Raw genomic sequence first — 15,253 nt, 5'->3', positions numbered from 1 at the left:
ACCGTTAGCCCGCGCGCGCTAACCGTTATGGCAACCTGTGAACCGGGCAAACCTTGACCAGCCCCGGCCGCCACCCGCATAAATTGCAGCATACCCGAGCGCGCATCTGAATTTTTAAAAGGACAGGGCCCCCGTGGATTCCAGCAAGACGCCATCGCCCTGGGCCGTACGTGAACAGGTCGACCGGCTGCGGGCCAGCCCCCAGTTCGCAGGGTCGGACCGGCTGCTGGCCTTCCTGCATTTCATTGTCGAGGAAACGCTCGAAGGTCGCGGCACCTCCTTGAAGGAGGCGGTGATCGGCAACGCCGTCTATGGCCGCGAACCACCCTATGATCCCCGCATCGACAGCACCGTGCGGGTGGAAGCGCGGCGCCTGCGGCGCAAGCTGCAGGATCATTATGCCGGTCCCGGCCAGAGCGACCCGGTGGTGATCACCCTGCCCACGGGCGGCTATGTCCCCCTGTTCGCCCTGACCCCAGCGCCGGCGGTGGCATTGAATGCGCCCGCCCCCTTGGCCGAGGGGCCGACCTACACACCCGGATTCGGCGCCGCCGTGGCCGTCATGCCATTGCGCGCGCTGAGCCGCACGGCGGAGGATGACCGTTTCGCCGACGGCCTGACGGATGAACTGATCTACGCCCTGGGGCGTGCGCAGGGCCTGCGCGTCGCCTCGCGCGCGGTCGTCTTCCAGGCGCACGACCAGGGTTGGTCCGTGCCGACACTGGCGCGCGAACTGGGCGTGGACGCCGTGTTGCAGGGCACGGTGCGTCGGCAGGATGGCATGCTGCGGGTGACGGTGGAGGTGTCGAACACCAAGGGCTTCGTCATCTTGTCCGATCGCTTCGACGCCCCGGACCATGAGCACCTGCGCCTGCAGGAACGCATCGCTGCCACGGTGCTGAGCCGGGTGCGCCTGGACAACAGCGCCATACGCGCCGCCCGCGTCAGCCCCGGCCCCGTGGCGCTGGAGGGGCACGCCCGCATCTATCGCGCCCGGCAGTTGCTGGACCAGCAGACGCCCGCCGCCCTCTATGAGGCGCTGGAGATATTCCAGCGGGTGGCGGAGGGGGCGGCCGACTTCGCCCGGGGCCATTCGGGTGTGGCCGACTGCCAATGCGACCTGTTCCGCCTGGGCCTGGTCGATCATGCCGAAGCCAAGGCCGCGGCGGAGGCCGCCGTTCGGCGCGCGCTGGAGATCGACCCGCACTCGGTGGAAGCGCTGACGGCACGGGCCACCGTCGCCGCCTGGCTGGACCGCGACGCCCCGGCGGCGGAGGCGGACTTCACCCGTGCCTTGCGCCTGGGCGACCATGCCCGCGCCGCCCGCCTCCACGGCGTTCTCCTCACCATCCTCGGCCGGCATGACGAGGCGGAGCACCTGTTCCGCGACGCCCGCGCCATCGAGCCTTTCTCCGTGCAGCAGGACATCGCGGAGGCCACCAGCCACTACCAGGCCCGGCGTTACGCCGAGCTGATCGCGGCGGGCGCGTCGCAAGGAAGCGTCCCGCAGCCGGGCGCGTCGGCGGAGGTGCTGATGTACCGCGCCCTGGCCCATGTTTTCGGGGGCGAGCCCGATGGCGCCCGTGCGCTGGCCGAGGCCATTGAGCGGGCCAGCGCCAAATATCCCGGCCTGATCTACGCCCGCGCGGAGATCGAGGCCTGGCTGGGGGAGCCGGAACGGGGCTGGCGCCTGCTGGCCGCCACCGAGACGATGCCGGCCACCGCCTTCGCCCACGCCACCCTGGCCGCCGCCCTGAACGACGAGGCGCGGGGCCTGGCGGCCCTGAACCGCGCCATCGACCGGCGGGAGCTGTCGACCGTGTGGTTGCGCACCGACACGCGCTTTGACGCCTGGCGCGACCGGCCGGCCTTCCAGGCGGTGATGGACCGGCTGCGGCCATCCAAGGCGGCAGCCCGGGCGGGCTAACCGTGAGCGCGGGACCGCTCACTCCATTCCCGCCTGCCGCCGCCCCTAGGATCGGCGCCTGAGATTACAACCCGATGGGCGGGGGACATGGGGATGGGGCTGGACCTTGGGACACCACAGCGGCAGCAGCGGGCCTGACATGGCGATGCGCCGCACGCTGGACAGGATGCGCGCCCTGGACCGCGCCTGGAACGACCGGCGCTGGGGCGACTATGCGGAGTTCCTGGGGGAGGATGTCATGGCCCATGGCGACGGCGCCATGCCCCCCTTGGGCAAGCAGGCCCATATCGAGCAGGCCATCCGCTTCTGCGCCGCCTTCCCGGACGCCCATATTCATGCCGATCCCTACCTGGCGCTGTTCAGCAGCCATGACGGCCACCAAAGCTGCGCCGTCACCCGCCTGACCGGCACCGCCACCGGCGGCCTGACCCTGCCCGCCGACCTGCCGGGCGGCCCGGACGCCGCACCGCTCAAACGCGCTTTCGACGTGCCGCGCCTGGTCGTCTGCCGTTGGGCACGCGGCTGGATCGTCGATTATCGCGTTCATCTCGACACGGCGCTGATGCTGTATCAGCTGCGGGACCCGGGGGCGGGGCCATGACGGGCGACACCTACCTGTTCAAGCCGGAGGAGCGGCCGACCTTCGTCGGCTCTCCCGCCGTGCCGGCGCATCCCTTGGGCCGCCGCCTGGGCTATGCCGCCGTGGCGGTCCTGGTGGGGGTGGCATCCACCCTGGGCAATGCGCTGGTGAACGTGAACCTGGCCAGCCTGTCGGGCGCCCTGGGCGTCTATATCGACCAGGCCAGCTGGCTGCCCGCCCTCTACGTCGCCTTCAACGCCGGCGCCAACCTGATGCTGGTGAAGGCGCGGGCGCAGTTCGGCATTCCGGCGGTGACCGGCACCCTGCTGATCGCCTACGCCCTGGCTGGCCTATTGCAGTTCGTCATTCCCGGCTTCGCCGCCGCCGCCATCATCCGGGCCGTCAGCGGCATGACGGCGGCGGGCCTGATCACCATGACCGTCTACAACCTGCTGCAGGTCTTCCCTGGCCGCCTGCGCCCCCTGGCGCTGGTCATCGGCATCGGCCTGACGCAGCTGGGCACGCCGCTGGCCCGCCTGGTGACGGTGGAGATGCTGGCGCTGCACCAGTGGCAGGGCCTGCACCTGATGGAAATCGGCATCGCGCTGGCCGCGCTGGCCGCCATCACCGCCCTGCCCTTGCCGCCCAGCGACCGCGCGCCCGTCTTCCAGCCGCTGGACTTCGCCGTCATCGGCCTGATGCTGCCCTGCCTGGTGCTGGTCTGCGGCGTGCTGGGCCAGGGGCGCCTGCTGTGGTGGGTGGACACGCCCTGGCTGGGCTGGGCGCTGGCGGCGGCCGTGCCCCTGTTCACCCTGGCCTGGCTGATCGAGCGGCAGCGGAAAGAACCGCTGATCCAGGTCCGCTGGCTGACCACGCTGGACATGGTGCGCTTCGCCGCCGCCGCCGTGATGGTGCGGGTATCGCTGGCGGAACAGACCTATGGCGCCGTCGGCCTTCTTACATCGGGTGGCCTGATCAACGACCAATTGCGGCCCCTGTTCGCCATCGTGGTCCTGGCCATGCTGGGCGGCACCCTGGCGTCCGCCTTGACCCTGTCAGAACGGCGCCTGCCCTATCAGGTGATCGCGGCGTCGCTGCTCATCGCCGCCGGCGCCTGGCTCGACAGCGACGCCACCAGCCTTGTGCGCCCGCCGCAGCTGTATCTCAGCCAGGGGCTGATCGCCTTCGGCACCACGCTGTTCATCGGGCCGGCCCTGGTGCTGGGCTTCCTGCGCATGGTGTCCAAGGGGCCGGACCACCTGGTCACCTTCATGGTGCTGTTCAGCATCACCCAGAACGTGGGCGGGCTGGCCGGGTCCGCCCTGCTGGGCAGCCTGCAGGTGGCGGCCACCCACTGGCACGCCCAAACCTTGTCGGAACACCTTCTGACATCCGATCCGCAGGTGGTGGCGCGCCTGGCGGCAGGGGCGGCCCCCCTGGCCGGCGCGCTGCCGGACGCGGCGCTGCGGGCCGCCCAGGGCGGGGGCCTGTTGGGCCAAGCCATGGGCCGTGAGGCCGCCGTGCTGGCCTTCAACGATGTCTTCCTGTTCGTGGCCGGCCTGGCGCTGCTGAACGCCCTGTATGTCGGCTACCTCATCCTGTTCAACACCCTGCGCCGGAGACGCGGATCATGAGCGCCCCCGATACCCCCCATTATTGGCATCCGCCCCGGCGCGGCTGGCTGGCCGCCGTGGCCATCCTGGCGGTGGCCGCCCTCGCCATCCTGGCCCTGCTGGCCGCCTGGCGCCTGCCGCCCTTCGCCGGCACGGTGGAGGCGACGGAAAACGCCTATATCCGCGGCCGCACCACGGTGATCGCGCCCCAGGTCAGCGGTTATGTCGTGGATGTCGCCGTGGGCGATTACGCCCACGTCAAGGCCGGCCAGGTGCTGGCCCGCATCGATGATCGCATCTACCGCGCCCGGGTGGACCAGGCCCGGGCAACGCTGGCCGCCCAGCGCGCCGCCCTGGCCAACAGCGAACAGGCCCACGCCGCCCGCGACGCCGCCCTGGCGGGCCAGGTGGCCAACCTGGCCAACGCCCGCGCCCAGCTGGCCCGCGCGCACGCCGACATGGCCCGCGTGACCGACCTGGTGCGCGACGGCTCCGTCTCCATCCGCGAGCGCGACCAGACCCAGGCCGCACTGGCCCAGGCCGAGGCGCAGGTGCGCCAGGCGGAGGCGGGTGGGGAGATCGCGCGCCAGGACGTGCGCACGGTGGACGTGGGCCGTGACGGGTTGCAGGCCCAGGTGGAAGCGGCGCTGGCCCAGCTGGCCCTGGCCGAGATCGACTTGGAGCATACGGTCATCTACGCCCCCGAGGATGGCCAGGTGGGCGAGGTGGGCGTGCGCCTGGGCCAGTACGTCACCAACGGCACCCAGTTCCTGTCCCTGGTGCCGGACGACCGCTGGATCATCGCCAATTACAAGGAGGCGCAGACCGCCCACATGGCCGCGGGCCAGCCGGCACGCTTCACCGTCGACGCCCTGGACGGGGCGGAACTGACGGGCACGGTGGAAACGCTGTCGCCGGCCGCCGGCTCTGAATTCGCCGTGCTGAAGCCCGACAACGCCACCGGCAACTTCATCAAGGTGCCGCAGCGCATCGGCGTGCGCATCGCCATCACCCCCGGCCAGCCCCTGGTCGACCGCCTGCGTCCCGGTATGTCGGTGGAAACGCGGGTGGATACGGCCGCCGCGGGAGCGCCCAAAGGGGCCAAGCCATGAGGCGCCTGGCCTATCCCCTCGCCCTGCTGGTGGCCGCCTGCGCCGGCCCCCGGCCGGAGGCGCCGCTGACCGCCGCCGTGGAGCCGCCGCCCGCCTGGCGGTCCGACCGGGTCGCCGACGGCACGGTCGAGGCCGCCTGGTGGCGGTCCTTTGGCGATCCGGTGCTGACCCGCGTCGTCGACCGGGCCCTGGCCAACAACACCGACGTGATGGTGGCCGCCGCCCGCGTGGCCGAGGCCCGCGCCCAATACCGCCTGGCGGAAGATCAGCGCCTGCCCAATGTCGTCCTGGCCGCCGGCGGGGGCCGGCAACGCGATGTCAGCCCCTTCGGTCAGCCGCGCCAGCAGACGGCCGGGCAATGGCAGGCCACCGCCTCCTATGACCTGGACCTGTTCGGCCGGTTGGCGGACGCCAGCGAGGCCGCCCGCGCCACCCTGCTGGCGACCGAAGCGGCCCGCGACGCCGTGCGCCTGGCGGTCGCGGCCTCGGCCGCCACCGGCTATGTCGGCCTGAGGGCCCTGGACGCCCGGCGGGATGTGGTCAAACGCACCCTGGCGGCCCGCGAGGCCTCGCTGCACCTGGCCCGCCGGCGGGCGGAGGCGGGCTACGCCGCCCAGTTGGATCTGGCGCAGGCCCAGGCCGAATACGAGGCCACGGCGCAACTGCTCCCGGGGATCGATCTGGCCATCACCCGGCAGGAGGACGGCCTGAGCCTGCTGATGGGCGAAAGCCCCAGCGGCATCGAGCGGGGCGAGAGCCTGGAGGGTCTGACCACACCGACGGTGCCGGCGGGCCTGCCCTCGGACCTGTTGCGCCGCCGGCCGGACATCGCGCAGGCGGAACAGCAATTGGTGGCCGCCGACCATGGGCTGGACGCCGCGCGCGCGGCCTTCCTGCCCGATGTGCAGCTGAGTGCCGCGGGCGGCACCGTGGCCAGCAGCCTGATCGATCCGGTCAACGTCTTCACCCTGGGCGGCAGCATCCTGGCCCCCCTGTTCGACAGCGGGCGCCTGAAAGCCCAGGCCGACGGCGCCGCCGCCCGGCGGGACGCGGCGGCCTTCGGCTATCGCAAGGCCGCCCTGACGGCCTTCCGCGAGGTGGAGGATGGGCTGGCCATGGTGCAGCGCACCGCCGAGCAGGAGGCGGCGCTGCTGCGCCAGCGCGACGCCCTGGCCCGCACCCTGGCCATCGCCACCGGCCGCTATCGCGCCGGCTATTCCCCTTATCTGGAACAGCTGGATGCCGAGCGCGGCCTGCTGTCGGCGGAGCTGGCCCTGGTGCAATCGCGGGCCGACCGCCTGGCCGCCGCCATCACCCTGGCGCAGGCGCTGGGCGGTGGCTGGCGGCCGCCAGCCACCGCGCCCTGACCATGCCGGCGGGGCGGGCGGTGCGGCGCTATGCCCACCCATACCGTCCATTTTCCCGACAGACCGTTGACATGGATCATAAATATACACCAACCGAAAGCTTTATCCTGGAGCGTGACGGCATGTGAGATGGCTTTGAGTATTATTGGTGAACAATCCAGCTAACATTCATTAATAAATGAAACATAATCACTAGAATCATAGAGCTAACAGCTCCTATTAGTTCCGACTCCGAACTAACATAAATCTACGGGATAGTTTCTCCCATCCTTCATATTTCTCGCTTACAATTGCCGCAGTGCAGCATTCTTTCCGAACGAGGAACTTCATGGACACGGCACGGATGGCGAGCACGATGACCCCCACGCGAACGGAACCGTCCCCTTTTGCGGCGCCCTGGGCCAGCCTTGCCCAGCAGGCCGTGGATTATTGGGTGGACGCGGGCCAACGCTCCCTGCTGTTCCTGGATGTGCTGCGCCAGCGGGGCAACGACCATTTCCAGCATATGGACGATGCCTGGCCCAACGTCCTGAGCTTCCCTTACGAACTGGTCATGGACGGCCGGACGCTGGACCGGCCCGTGAACTATTGCCTGGTGCGCATCCTGCCACTGCCGGACAAGCCGACGAACCCCAGCCTGCGGCCCTTCGTCGTCTTCGACCCCCGGGCCGGCCACGGCCCCGGCATCGGCGGCATGAAGCATGACAGCGAGATCGGCGTGGCCCTCGCCGAGCGGCATCCCTGTTATTTCGTCGGTTTCCTGCCCAAGCCGGTGCCGAGCCAGACGGTGGAGGATGTCTGCCGGGCGGAGGCCGCCTTCGTGGAAAAGGTAGCCGCCCTGCATCCGCAGGCGGATGGCAAGCCCTGCCTGATCGGCAATTGCCAAGCCGGCTGGCAGGTCATGATGATGGCGGCGACGCGGCCGGATCTGACGGGCCCCATCGTGCTCGCGGGCTCCCCCTCTCCTACTGGGCGGGGGTGCATGAGAAGAATCCGCTGCGCTACCTGGGCGGCCTGCTGGGCGGCACCTGGCTGACGACGCTGAGCGGCGACCTGGGGCACGGCATCTTCGACGGCGCGGCGCTGATCGCCAACTTCGAGAACATGAACCCGGCCAACACCCTGTGGAAAAAGAACTACGCCGTCTATTCCAAGGTGGACACCGAAGGGCCGCGCTTCCTGGAGTTCGAACGCTGGTGGGGCAGCCCCATCCTGCTGAACGCCGGGGAGATGCAGTACATCGCCGATGAGTTGTTCCTGGGCAACCGCCTGACCCGGGGCGGCATCGCCCTGTCGGACGGCAGCAAGGTCGACCTGCGGGCCATCAAGTCGCCCATCATCGTCTTCTGCTCCTGGGGTGACGACATCACCCCGCCGCAGCAGGCGCTGGACTGGATTCTGGACCTGTACGACAGCGACGCGGAGCTGGAGGCCGGCGGCCAGACCATCATCTATTCCCTGCACCCCAGCATCGGCCACCTGGGCATCTTCGTCTCCGCCACCGTGGCGACCAAGGAACATGACGAATTCGCCCGGACCATGGACCTGATCGACATGTTGCCGCCAGGCCTTTACCAGGCCGTGTTCACGGAAAAGACCGGCGTGGCGCACGCCGAACTGGTGTCCGGCCGGTATCTGACCCGGTTCGAGCGGCGCGGCCTGGACGACATCCGGGCGCTGGGCGGCAACGATGTGCGTGACGACCGCCGGTTCGCCACCGTGGCCCGCGTCTCCGCCCTCAACGGCGACCTGTACGCCCATACCCTGCGCCCGGTGGTGCGGCAGTTGGCGACGGATGAAAGCGCGGAGCTGTTGCGCCGCCTGCATCCCAACCGGCTGCGGTTCGAGGTGTTCTCAGACAAGAACCCCCTGATGCGGCCCATCGCCGCCCTGGCGGAAACCGCCCGCGCCCACCGTCGGCCCGTGGCGCCCGACAATCCCTTCCTGAAGGTGCAGGAGGCCGTGTCGGACAGCGTCGTCCAGGCGCTGGACACCTGGCGCGAACTGCGCGACCGGGCCACGGAAACCTTTTTCATGACGGTTTACGGCTCCGCCTTGCTGCAAACCGCCATCGGGGTGGAGCCCCCGCCGCGGCAGCCGATGGATATCCCACCGCCAGCGGACGCGGATACGGCGACGGATACCAACCACGATGGCCTGGCGACCGCCGTCACCCGAGCCCTGTTGTACGTCATGCAGGCGGACGCTCACCCCGGCGCCGATGAGCGGCGCTTCGCCGTGCTGCGGGCCTTGCGCCACCAGACTCCGGCGGACCAGCGGCTGAGCCTGGCCCAGTTCAAGGCCCTGGTGCGGGAGCAGTCGGCGCTGCTGCACCGGGACGAGGCGGCGGCCATCGCGGCCCTACCCACCCTGCTGCCACCCGACGCGGACGCGCGGGCCACCGCCGCCACGGCCCTGCGCCGCCTGGTGGAGGCCGGCGATCCGCCCGGCGCCGCCGTGGCGGCGCGGCTGGAGCAGGTGATCGCCCTGTTCCAATCCGCCGACACACCTGCGCCCAGCGCAGCGCCCGCCAAACCGAGGCGCGGGAACGCCAGCACCGCCGCCTGACCGCTTTCGACCCGCCCGTATTGGAGACCGCCATGGACAGCCCCACCGCCGCGACCACCCCCCGGGTGCAGGCCGACATCGCCCGCCACAAGAAGTACCAGCGCCTGATCGCCGCCGCGCACCAGGCCGGCCCGCCGCCCACGGCCGTGGCCCATCCCTGCGACCAGAGCGCGCTGGAGGGCGCGGTGGACGGCGCCCGCCTGGGCCTGATCGCCCCCATCCTGGTGGGGCCGGAGGCGCGCATCCGGGCCGTGGCCGAACAGGCGGGCCTGGACATCGCGTCCCTGCCCATCATCGACACGCCGCACAGCGTGGCCTCCGCCCAGCGGGCGGTGGAACTGGTGCGCGAGGGCAAGGCCGAGGCGCTGATGAAAGGCAGCCTGCACACCGATGAGCTGATGGGCGCCGTGGTCCGGACGGAGACCGGCCTGCGCACCGCGCGGCGGCTCAGCCACTGCTTCGTCATGGACATTCCCGGCCATGACGATCCGCTGATCATCACCGACGCGGCCGTCAACATCGCCCCCACCCTGGCGGAGAAGGTGGACATCGTGCAGAACGCCATCGACCTGGCCCTGATCCTGGGCTTCGGCGAGGTGCGCGTGGCCATCCTGTCGGCGGTGGAGACGGTGAACCCCAAGATCCCCTCCACCATCGAGGCGGCCGCCCTGTGCAAGATGGCGGAGCGTGGGCAGATCACCGGCGCCATCCTGGACGGCCCCCTGGCCCTGGACAACGCCATCAGCCCCGAAGCCGCCACCATCAAGCACCTGACCTCCCCCGTCGCCGGGCACGCCAACGTCATCCTGGTGCCGGACCTGGAGGCCGGCAACATGCTGGCCAAGAGCCTGACCTTCCTGGCGGGGGCGGACGCCGCCGGCATCGTGCTGGGCGCCCGCGTGCCCATCATCCTGACCAGCCGGGCCGACAGTGTGCCGGCCCGCCTCGCCTCCTGCGCCGTGGCGGCCCTGATCGCCCGGCACCGCCGCACCGTCTCGGCCCTGGCGGTGGGGTGAGCCCATGCGCCGCAGGAAGATCAGCAACGCCATCATCGTCATCAACGCCGGCTCCTCCAGCATCAAGTTCTCGCTGTTCGCGGATGAGACGCGGCACCTGGAACTGTTCCTGAAGGGGCAGATCGAGGGGTTGCACACCGACAACGCCCACTTCATCGCCCGGCACCCCGCCGGCGACGTGGTGGGGGAGCAGCGCTGGACCGGCGCGGAGGCCGGCGCCTTCGACCATGACGCCGCCACGCGCTTCCTGATGGGGTTCATCAACACCCATCTGGAAGGCCACAAGGTGGAGGCTGTGGGCCATCGCATCGTCCACGGCGGCAGTGACTTCACCGCCCCCGCGGCGCTGAACACCGCCGTGCTGGACCGGCTGGCGACCCTGGTGCCCCTGGCCCCGCTGCATCAACGGCACAACCTGGCGCCGGCGCGCAGCATCCTGGCCAGCACGCCCGGCCTGTTCCAGGTGGGCTGCTTCGACACCGCCTTCCACGCCGCCCAGCCGCCCTTGGCCCAGGCCTTCGCCCTGCCGGCGGCGATCACGGACCGGGGCGTGCGCCGCTATGGCTTCCACGGCCTGTCCTACGAGTACATCGCCTCCCACCTGGGCGAGCTGGGCTTGGGCGGCGCCAAGGTCATCGTGGCCCACCTGGGCAACGGCGCCAGCCTGTGCGCCATGGACGACGGCCGCAGCGTCGCCAGCACCATGGGCTTCACGGCGGTGGAGGGCCTGCCCATGGGCACCCGCTGCGGCACGCTGGACCCCGGCGTGTTGCTGTACCTGATGGACGAGATGCGCATGGGGCCGCGCGACCTGGAAAAGCTGCTGTACCAGCAATCCGGCCTGCTGGGGGTGTCCGGCCTTTCCAGCGACATGCGCACACTGGAAACCTCGCCCGAGCCCCGGGCCAAGCTGGCGGTGGACCTGTTCACCTATCGCATCGGGCGGGAGATCGGGTCGCTGGCAGCAGCGCTGGGCGGCCTGGACGCCCTGGTCTTCACCGCCGGCATCGGGGAGCACAGCGCCGGCGTTCGGGCCGCCGTCTGCCAACACGCCGCCTGGTTGGGCGTGACCCTGGATGCCGCGGCCAACGCCCGGCCCGAAGGCGACACCGCCCGCATCAGCGCGCCCGGCAGCCGCGTGGCCGCCTGGATCGTGCCGACGGATGAGGAATTGATGATCGCCCGCCACACGCGGCGCCTGCTGACGGACGGGACCCCATGACCACGGACATCCACCTGCCCACGCCCCACCGCATCCTGGCCGGCAAGCGCGCCCTGGTGGTGGGCATCGCCAACGACCAATCCATCGCCTATGGCTGCGCCAAGGCCTTTCATGAGGTGGGGGCGGAACTGGCGCTGACCTACCTGAACGACAAGGCCAAGCCGCATGTGGAACCCTTGGCGCAGGAACTGGGCGCCCGCCTGTTCCTGCCGCTAGACGTGACGGCGCCCGGCCAGTTGGAGGCGGTGTTCGACGCGGTGCGCGATACCTGGGGCGGGCTGGACATCCTGGTCCATTCCATCGCCTACGCCCCCAAGGAGGACCTGAAGGGCGGTCTCCTGGACTGCTCCGCCGAGGGCTTCGCCCGCGCCATGGACATCTCCTGCCACTCCTTCATCCGCATGGCCAAGCTGGCGGCGCCCTTGATGACGCAGGGCGGCGCCATGTTCGCCATGAGCTACCTGGGCGCCGACCGCGTGGTGCCCAATTACAACGTCATGGGCCCGGTCAAGGCGGCGCTGGAGGCGTCCTGCCGCTACCTGGCGCATGAGTTGGGACCGCAGCACATCCGGGTGCACGCCCTGTCGCCCGGCCCACTGATGACCCGGGCGGCGTCGGGCCTGAAGGACTTCGACCGCCTGCTGAACGACGCCATAAGCCGCGCGCCGGTTGGGGAATTGGTAGACATCATGGACGTGGGCTACACCTGCGCCTACCTGGCCAGCCCCTTCGCGCGACGGCTGACGGGCAGCACCCTTTATATCGACGGCGGCGCGAACATCGTGATCTGAGACGCGCCCGCCGGGGCGTGTCATGTAGTAAAATTACCGCCTTTAACCGGAATTTCGCATATCCCCATGTTGTTGTCGGCGGGCGAAGCGGGTACCATCGCCGCCAACCGGACCGGGCAACCGTTAGCCATGCCGATGGTGCGCCCGGAAACCGTTTCCAACCGGCATTCACTTCTGGGGCGGCCCGCCAGGGCCGAAAACAACAATGCGTCGCCACCGCCGTGCCAAGATCGTCGCCACCGTCGGACCCGCCAGCAACTCACCCGAGATGCTGAAGGCGCTGTTCCTGGCGGGCGTGGACACCTTCCGCCTGAACTTCAGCCACGGCACCCATGAGGACCACGCCAAGGTCCACGCCCATATCCGCGCGCTGGAGAAGGAAGTGGGCCGGCCCATCGGCATCCTGCAGGATCTGCAGGGCCCCAAGATCCGCGTCGGCACCATCAAGGACGGCAAGATCACGGTGGCCAAGGGCGACACCATCCGCTTCGTGCTGAAGGGCCAGGATGGCGACCGTGACGCCATCCCCCTGCCGCACCCCGAGATTTTCGCCGCCGTCCTGCCGGGCCACCACCTGCTGATCGACGACGGCCGCGTGCGGGTGAAGGTGACCAGCCTGGGCGACGACACCATGACCGCCGAGGTCGTGGTGGGCGGCGTCATCTCCAACCGCAAGGGCGTCAACCTGCCCGGCACCCTGCTGAACCTGTCGCCCCTGACCGCCAAGGACCGCGCCGACCTGGAATTCGGCCTGAACCTGGGCGTGGACTGGGTGGCCCTGTCCTTCGTGCAGAAGCCCAGCGACATGATCGAGGCGCGCGGCCTGATCGGCGACCGCGCCGGCCTGATGGCCAAGATCGAGAAGCCGCAGGCGCTGGAGCAGATCGACGACATCATCCGCCTGTCGGACGCCATCATGGTGGCCCGTGGCGACCTGGGCGTGGAAATCCCGCAGGAAGAGGTGCCCGGCCGTCAGAAGGAACTGGTGCGCGCCTGCCGCCTGGCGGTGAAGCCGGTGATCGTCGCCACCCAGATGCTGGACAGCATGGTGGCCGCCCCCACCCCCACCCGCGCCGAGGCGTCGGACGTGGCCACCGCCATCTATGACGGCGCCGACGCCGTCATGCTGTCGGCGGAATCGGCCAGCGGCTCCTATCCGCTGGAAGCGGTGTCCATGATGGACCGCATCATCGCCACCACCGAGCGGCACAAGCTGTACCACTCCCTCATCCGCGCGTCGGAGCCGGGGGTGGAGCAGACCCCGCCGCACGCCGTCGCCTCCGCTGCCGCCGACCTGGCGGAGGCCGTGCGCGCCCCGGTCATCGTTGCCTTCACCTCCAGCGGCACCACCGCCGCCCGTATCGCCCGCAAGCGTCCGGAAGTGGCCATCCTGGCCATCACCGCCGACCAGGCCGTGTCGCGCCGCCTGTGCCTGCTCTGGGGCACGCACAGCGCCCTGTCGGAGGACATCCATTCCTACGAACAGATGGTGGATGTCGCCACCGCCGTGTCACAGAGTGCCGAGTTCGCCAAGTTGCACGACCAGATCATCGTCGTGGCCGGCATCCCCTTCGCCCAGGCCGGCACCACCAACAACCTGCGCATGCTGCAGATCGGGGGGTAAGCGCTTCCTGGGGTGCCGGACGCCATCGCGTCCGGCGGCATGCGCCCAAAGACAAACGGCGCCGCATCGCTGCGGCGCCGTTTTCATGTGTGCGGGAAGACGGTTATTCGGGCTTGAAGCAATAGGCGGCCAGCTTGTTGCCGTCCAGGTCGCGGGCATAGGCCGCGTAGGCGTTGGGGGCCCAGCCGCGCGGGCCCGGCTTGCCCTCGCACACGCCGCCCTGGGCCAGGGCCTCGGCATGGAAGGCGTCGACGGCGGCGCGGTTCGGCGCCTCAAAGCTCACGGTCACGCCGTTGCCGACGGTGGCGGGCTGGCCGTTGGCCGGCTTCAGGACGAAGAAGGACGGCTTGTCCTCACCCCAGATGGAGCCGTTGTCGCCGAGATCGGCCACGCGCTTCAGGCCCAGCTTGGCCAGGACGGAGTCATAGAAGCCTCGGGCCTTGGCCAGGTCATTGGTCCCGACGGAAACGTGGGTGTAGATTGCCATAGTCTTCCTCCCCTTAATTCTTCGCGGAATGGGTAGGATGACTATAGACAGGCGGCCAGCCCCAACAATGATGCCATGTGAGGATTGACTTTTTGCCTTTGAAATCAATTCAAGGGCTTACGCCGCGTTGTCCTTAAGAACGAGAGGCAGGGGGTGCCGGGCCGGAAGGAGTGACGACATTGCAAAATCGTTATTTGTCACTTACATAGAGACGGCATGCGCCCGCGCGATGGCTTCCCACCGGACGCCCAACGAGGGGCCGTTCGACATCTTTCCATAAAGGCAGCCTCCTGATGACCACCCCGTCCGCCCGCGCCACCGCCGCCGCCGCAGGGCAACGCGGCCCCATCGACCACGAACGGCGCGCGCAGATCGTCGAGGCCGCCGACCAGCATTTCCGTCATTACGGTTATCACAAGACGACGGTGGCGGACCTGGCAAAGGCCATCGGCCTGTCGACGGCCTATATCTACAAGTTCTTCAACAGCAAGCAAGCCATCGGCGAGGCCATCTGCGCCCGCTGCCTGAGCGAGATCACCGCCCAGTTGCGCGCCATCGTGAGGGAGCCCGTCCCCGCCGCCGACCGGCTGCGCCGTTTCCACCCCACCCTGGCACGCGCTGGCGCCGCCCTGTTCTTTGAGGAACGCCGGCTGCACGACATCGTCGTCACCGCCGTGACCGAGAACTGGCACGCCGGCACGACGTATGAGGAGGAATTGCGCGAGATGGTGCGCACCCTGGTGGTCGAGGGGCGCGAGGCCGGGGAGTTCGAGCGTGAAACCCCGCTGGACGAGGTCTGCCTGGCGATCGAGGAGACGCTATGGCCGTTCGCGCACCCCCTGATGCTGGAAGACAAGCTGGACAAAATGGAAGCCGCCACGGCGGCGCTGGCCGGGTTGGTGCTGCGCGGCCTGCGGCCCTGACATGTGATAATCAACGGATGATG

At 69.7% G+C, this 15,253-nt stretch carries 11 protein-coding genes and 1 pseudogene; 11 read left to right on the top strand and 1 reads right to left on the bottom strand.

The window, feature by feature from the left end; all coding sequences use genetic code 11:
• Positions 1-133: 133 nt before the first annotated feature.
• From ULB03_RS20685 to pyk, 10 genes and pseudogenes are all read left to right on the top strand, one after another.
• Positions 134-1,927 carry a hypothetical protein gene (locus ULB03_RS20685; protein WP_322484964.1) on the top strand — a complete coding sequence of 598 codons (1,794 nt, stop codon included), beginning with the start codon at positions 134-136 and terminating at the stop codon, positions 1,925-1,927.
• A 106-nt stretch (positions 1,928-2,033) separates the two neighbouring features.
• Complete coding sequence (locus ULB03_RS20680; RefSeq protein ID WP_322484963.1) at positions 2,034-2,528, top strand: ester cyclase; 495 nt, start codon at positions 2,034-2,036, stop codon at positions 2,526-2,528.
• Entirely contained in the window at positions 2,525-4,141 is a 1,617-nt protein-coding gene (locus ULB03_RS20675; protein WP_322484962.1) for an MFS transporter, read from the top strand. Before ULB03_RS20680 ends, ULB03_RS20675 begins: the two co-directional genes overlap by 4 nt.
• A complete protein-coding gene (locus ULB03_RS20670) occupies positions 4,138-5,232 on the top strand; it encodes an HlyD family secretion protein (RefSeq protein ID WP_322484961.1) in 1,095 nt (364 codons plus the stop codon). The genes ULB03_RS20675 and ULB03_RS20670 overlap by 4 nt, the downstream gene beginning before the upstream one ends.
• Positions 5,229-6,599, top strand: coding sequence for an efflux transporter outer membrane subunit (locus ULB03_RS20665; RefSeq protein WP_322484960.1), 1,371 nt, complete (start codon positions 5,229-5,231; stop codon positions 6,597-6,599). The genes ULB03_RS20670 and ULB03_RS20665 overlap by 4 nt, the downstream gene beginning before the upstream one ends.
• Before the next feature lie 328 nt (positions 6,600-6,927).
• Positions 6,928-9,167, top strand: a pseudogene (locus tag ULB03_RS20655) (DUF3141 domain-containing protein).
• Positions 9,168-9,199: 32 nt separating this feature from the next.
• Complete coding sequence (locus ULB03_RS20650) at positions 9,200-10,183, top strand: phosphate acetyltransferase (protein ID WP_416211165.1); 984 nt, start codon at positions 9,200-9,202, stop codon at positions 10,181-10,183.
• 4 nt (positions 10,184-10,187) lie between these two features.
• Positions 10,188-11,405 carry an acetate/propionate family kinase gene (locus tag ULB03_RS20645; protein ID WP_322484957.1) on the top strand — a complete coding sequence of 406 codons (1,218 nt, stop codon included), beginning with the start codon at positions 10,188-10,190 and terminating at the stop codon, positions 11,403-11,405.
• Complete coding sequence (gene fabI, locus ULB03_RS20640) at positions 11,402-12,196, top strand: enoyl-ACP reductase FabI (RefSeq protein ID WP_322484956.1); 795 nt, start codon at positions 11,402-11,404, stop codon at positions 12,194-12,196. Before ULB03_RS20645 ends, fabI begins: the two co-directional genes overlap by 4 nt.
• A 205-nt stretch (positions 12,197-12,401) precedes the next feature.
• The gene (gene pyk / locus ULB03_RS20635) at positions 12,402-13,820 is read left to right on the top strand and encodes a pyruvate kinase (RefSeq protein WP_322484955.1); all 1,419 of its coding nucleotides are present in this window, start codon (positions 12,402-12,404) and stop codon (positions 13,818-13,820) included.
• A gap of 103 nt (positions 13,821-13,923) precedes the next feature.
• Here pyk and ULB03_RS20630 read toward each other — a convergent pair whose 3' ends face one another.
• Positions 13,924-14,307 carry a VOC family protein gene (locus tag ULB03_RS20630; protein WP_322484954.1) on the bottom strand — a complete coding sequence of 128 codons (384 nt, stop codon included), beginning with the start codon at positions 14,305-14,307 and terminating at the stop codon, positions 13,924-13,926.
• A 293-nt stretch (positions 14,308-14,600) separates the two neighbouring features.
• On the opposite strand from ULB03_RS20630, the gene ULB03_RS20625 reads away from it, so the two are divergent.
• Positions 14,601-15,230 (top strand): TetR/AcrR family transcriptional regulator, encoded by a 630-nt coding sequence (locus ULB03_RS20625; protein WP_322484953.1) that lies wholly within the window; start codon positions 14,601-14,603, stop codon positions 15,228-15,230.
• The last annotated feature ends 23 nt before the right edge of the window (positions 15,231-15,253 follow it).

The sequence above is a fragment of the Nitrospirillum goiasense genome (assembly GCF_034427435.1).
GTDB lineage: Bacteria > Pseudomonadota > Alphaproteobacteria > Azospirillales > Azospirillaceae > Nitrospirillum.
The sequence above is the reverse complement of the archived record's forward strand: the minus strand, read 5'-3'. Positions and strand labels throughout refer to the sequence as shown.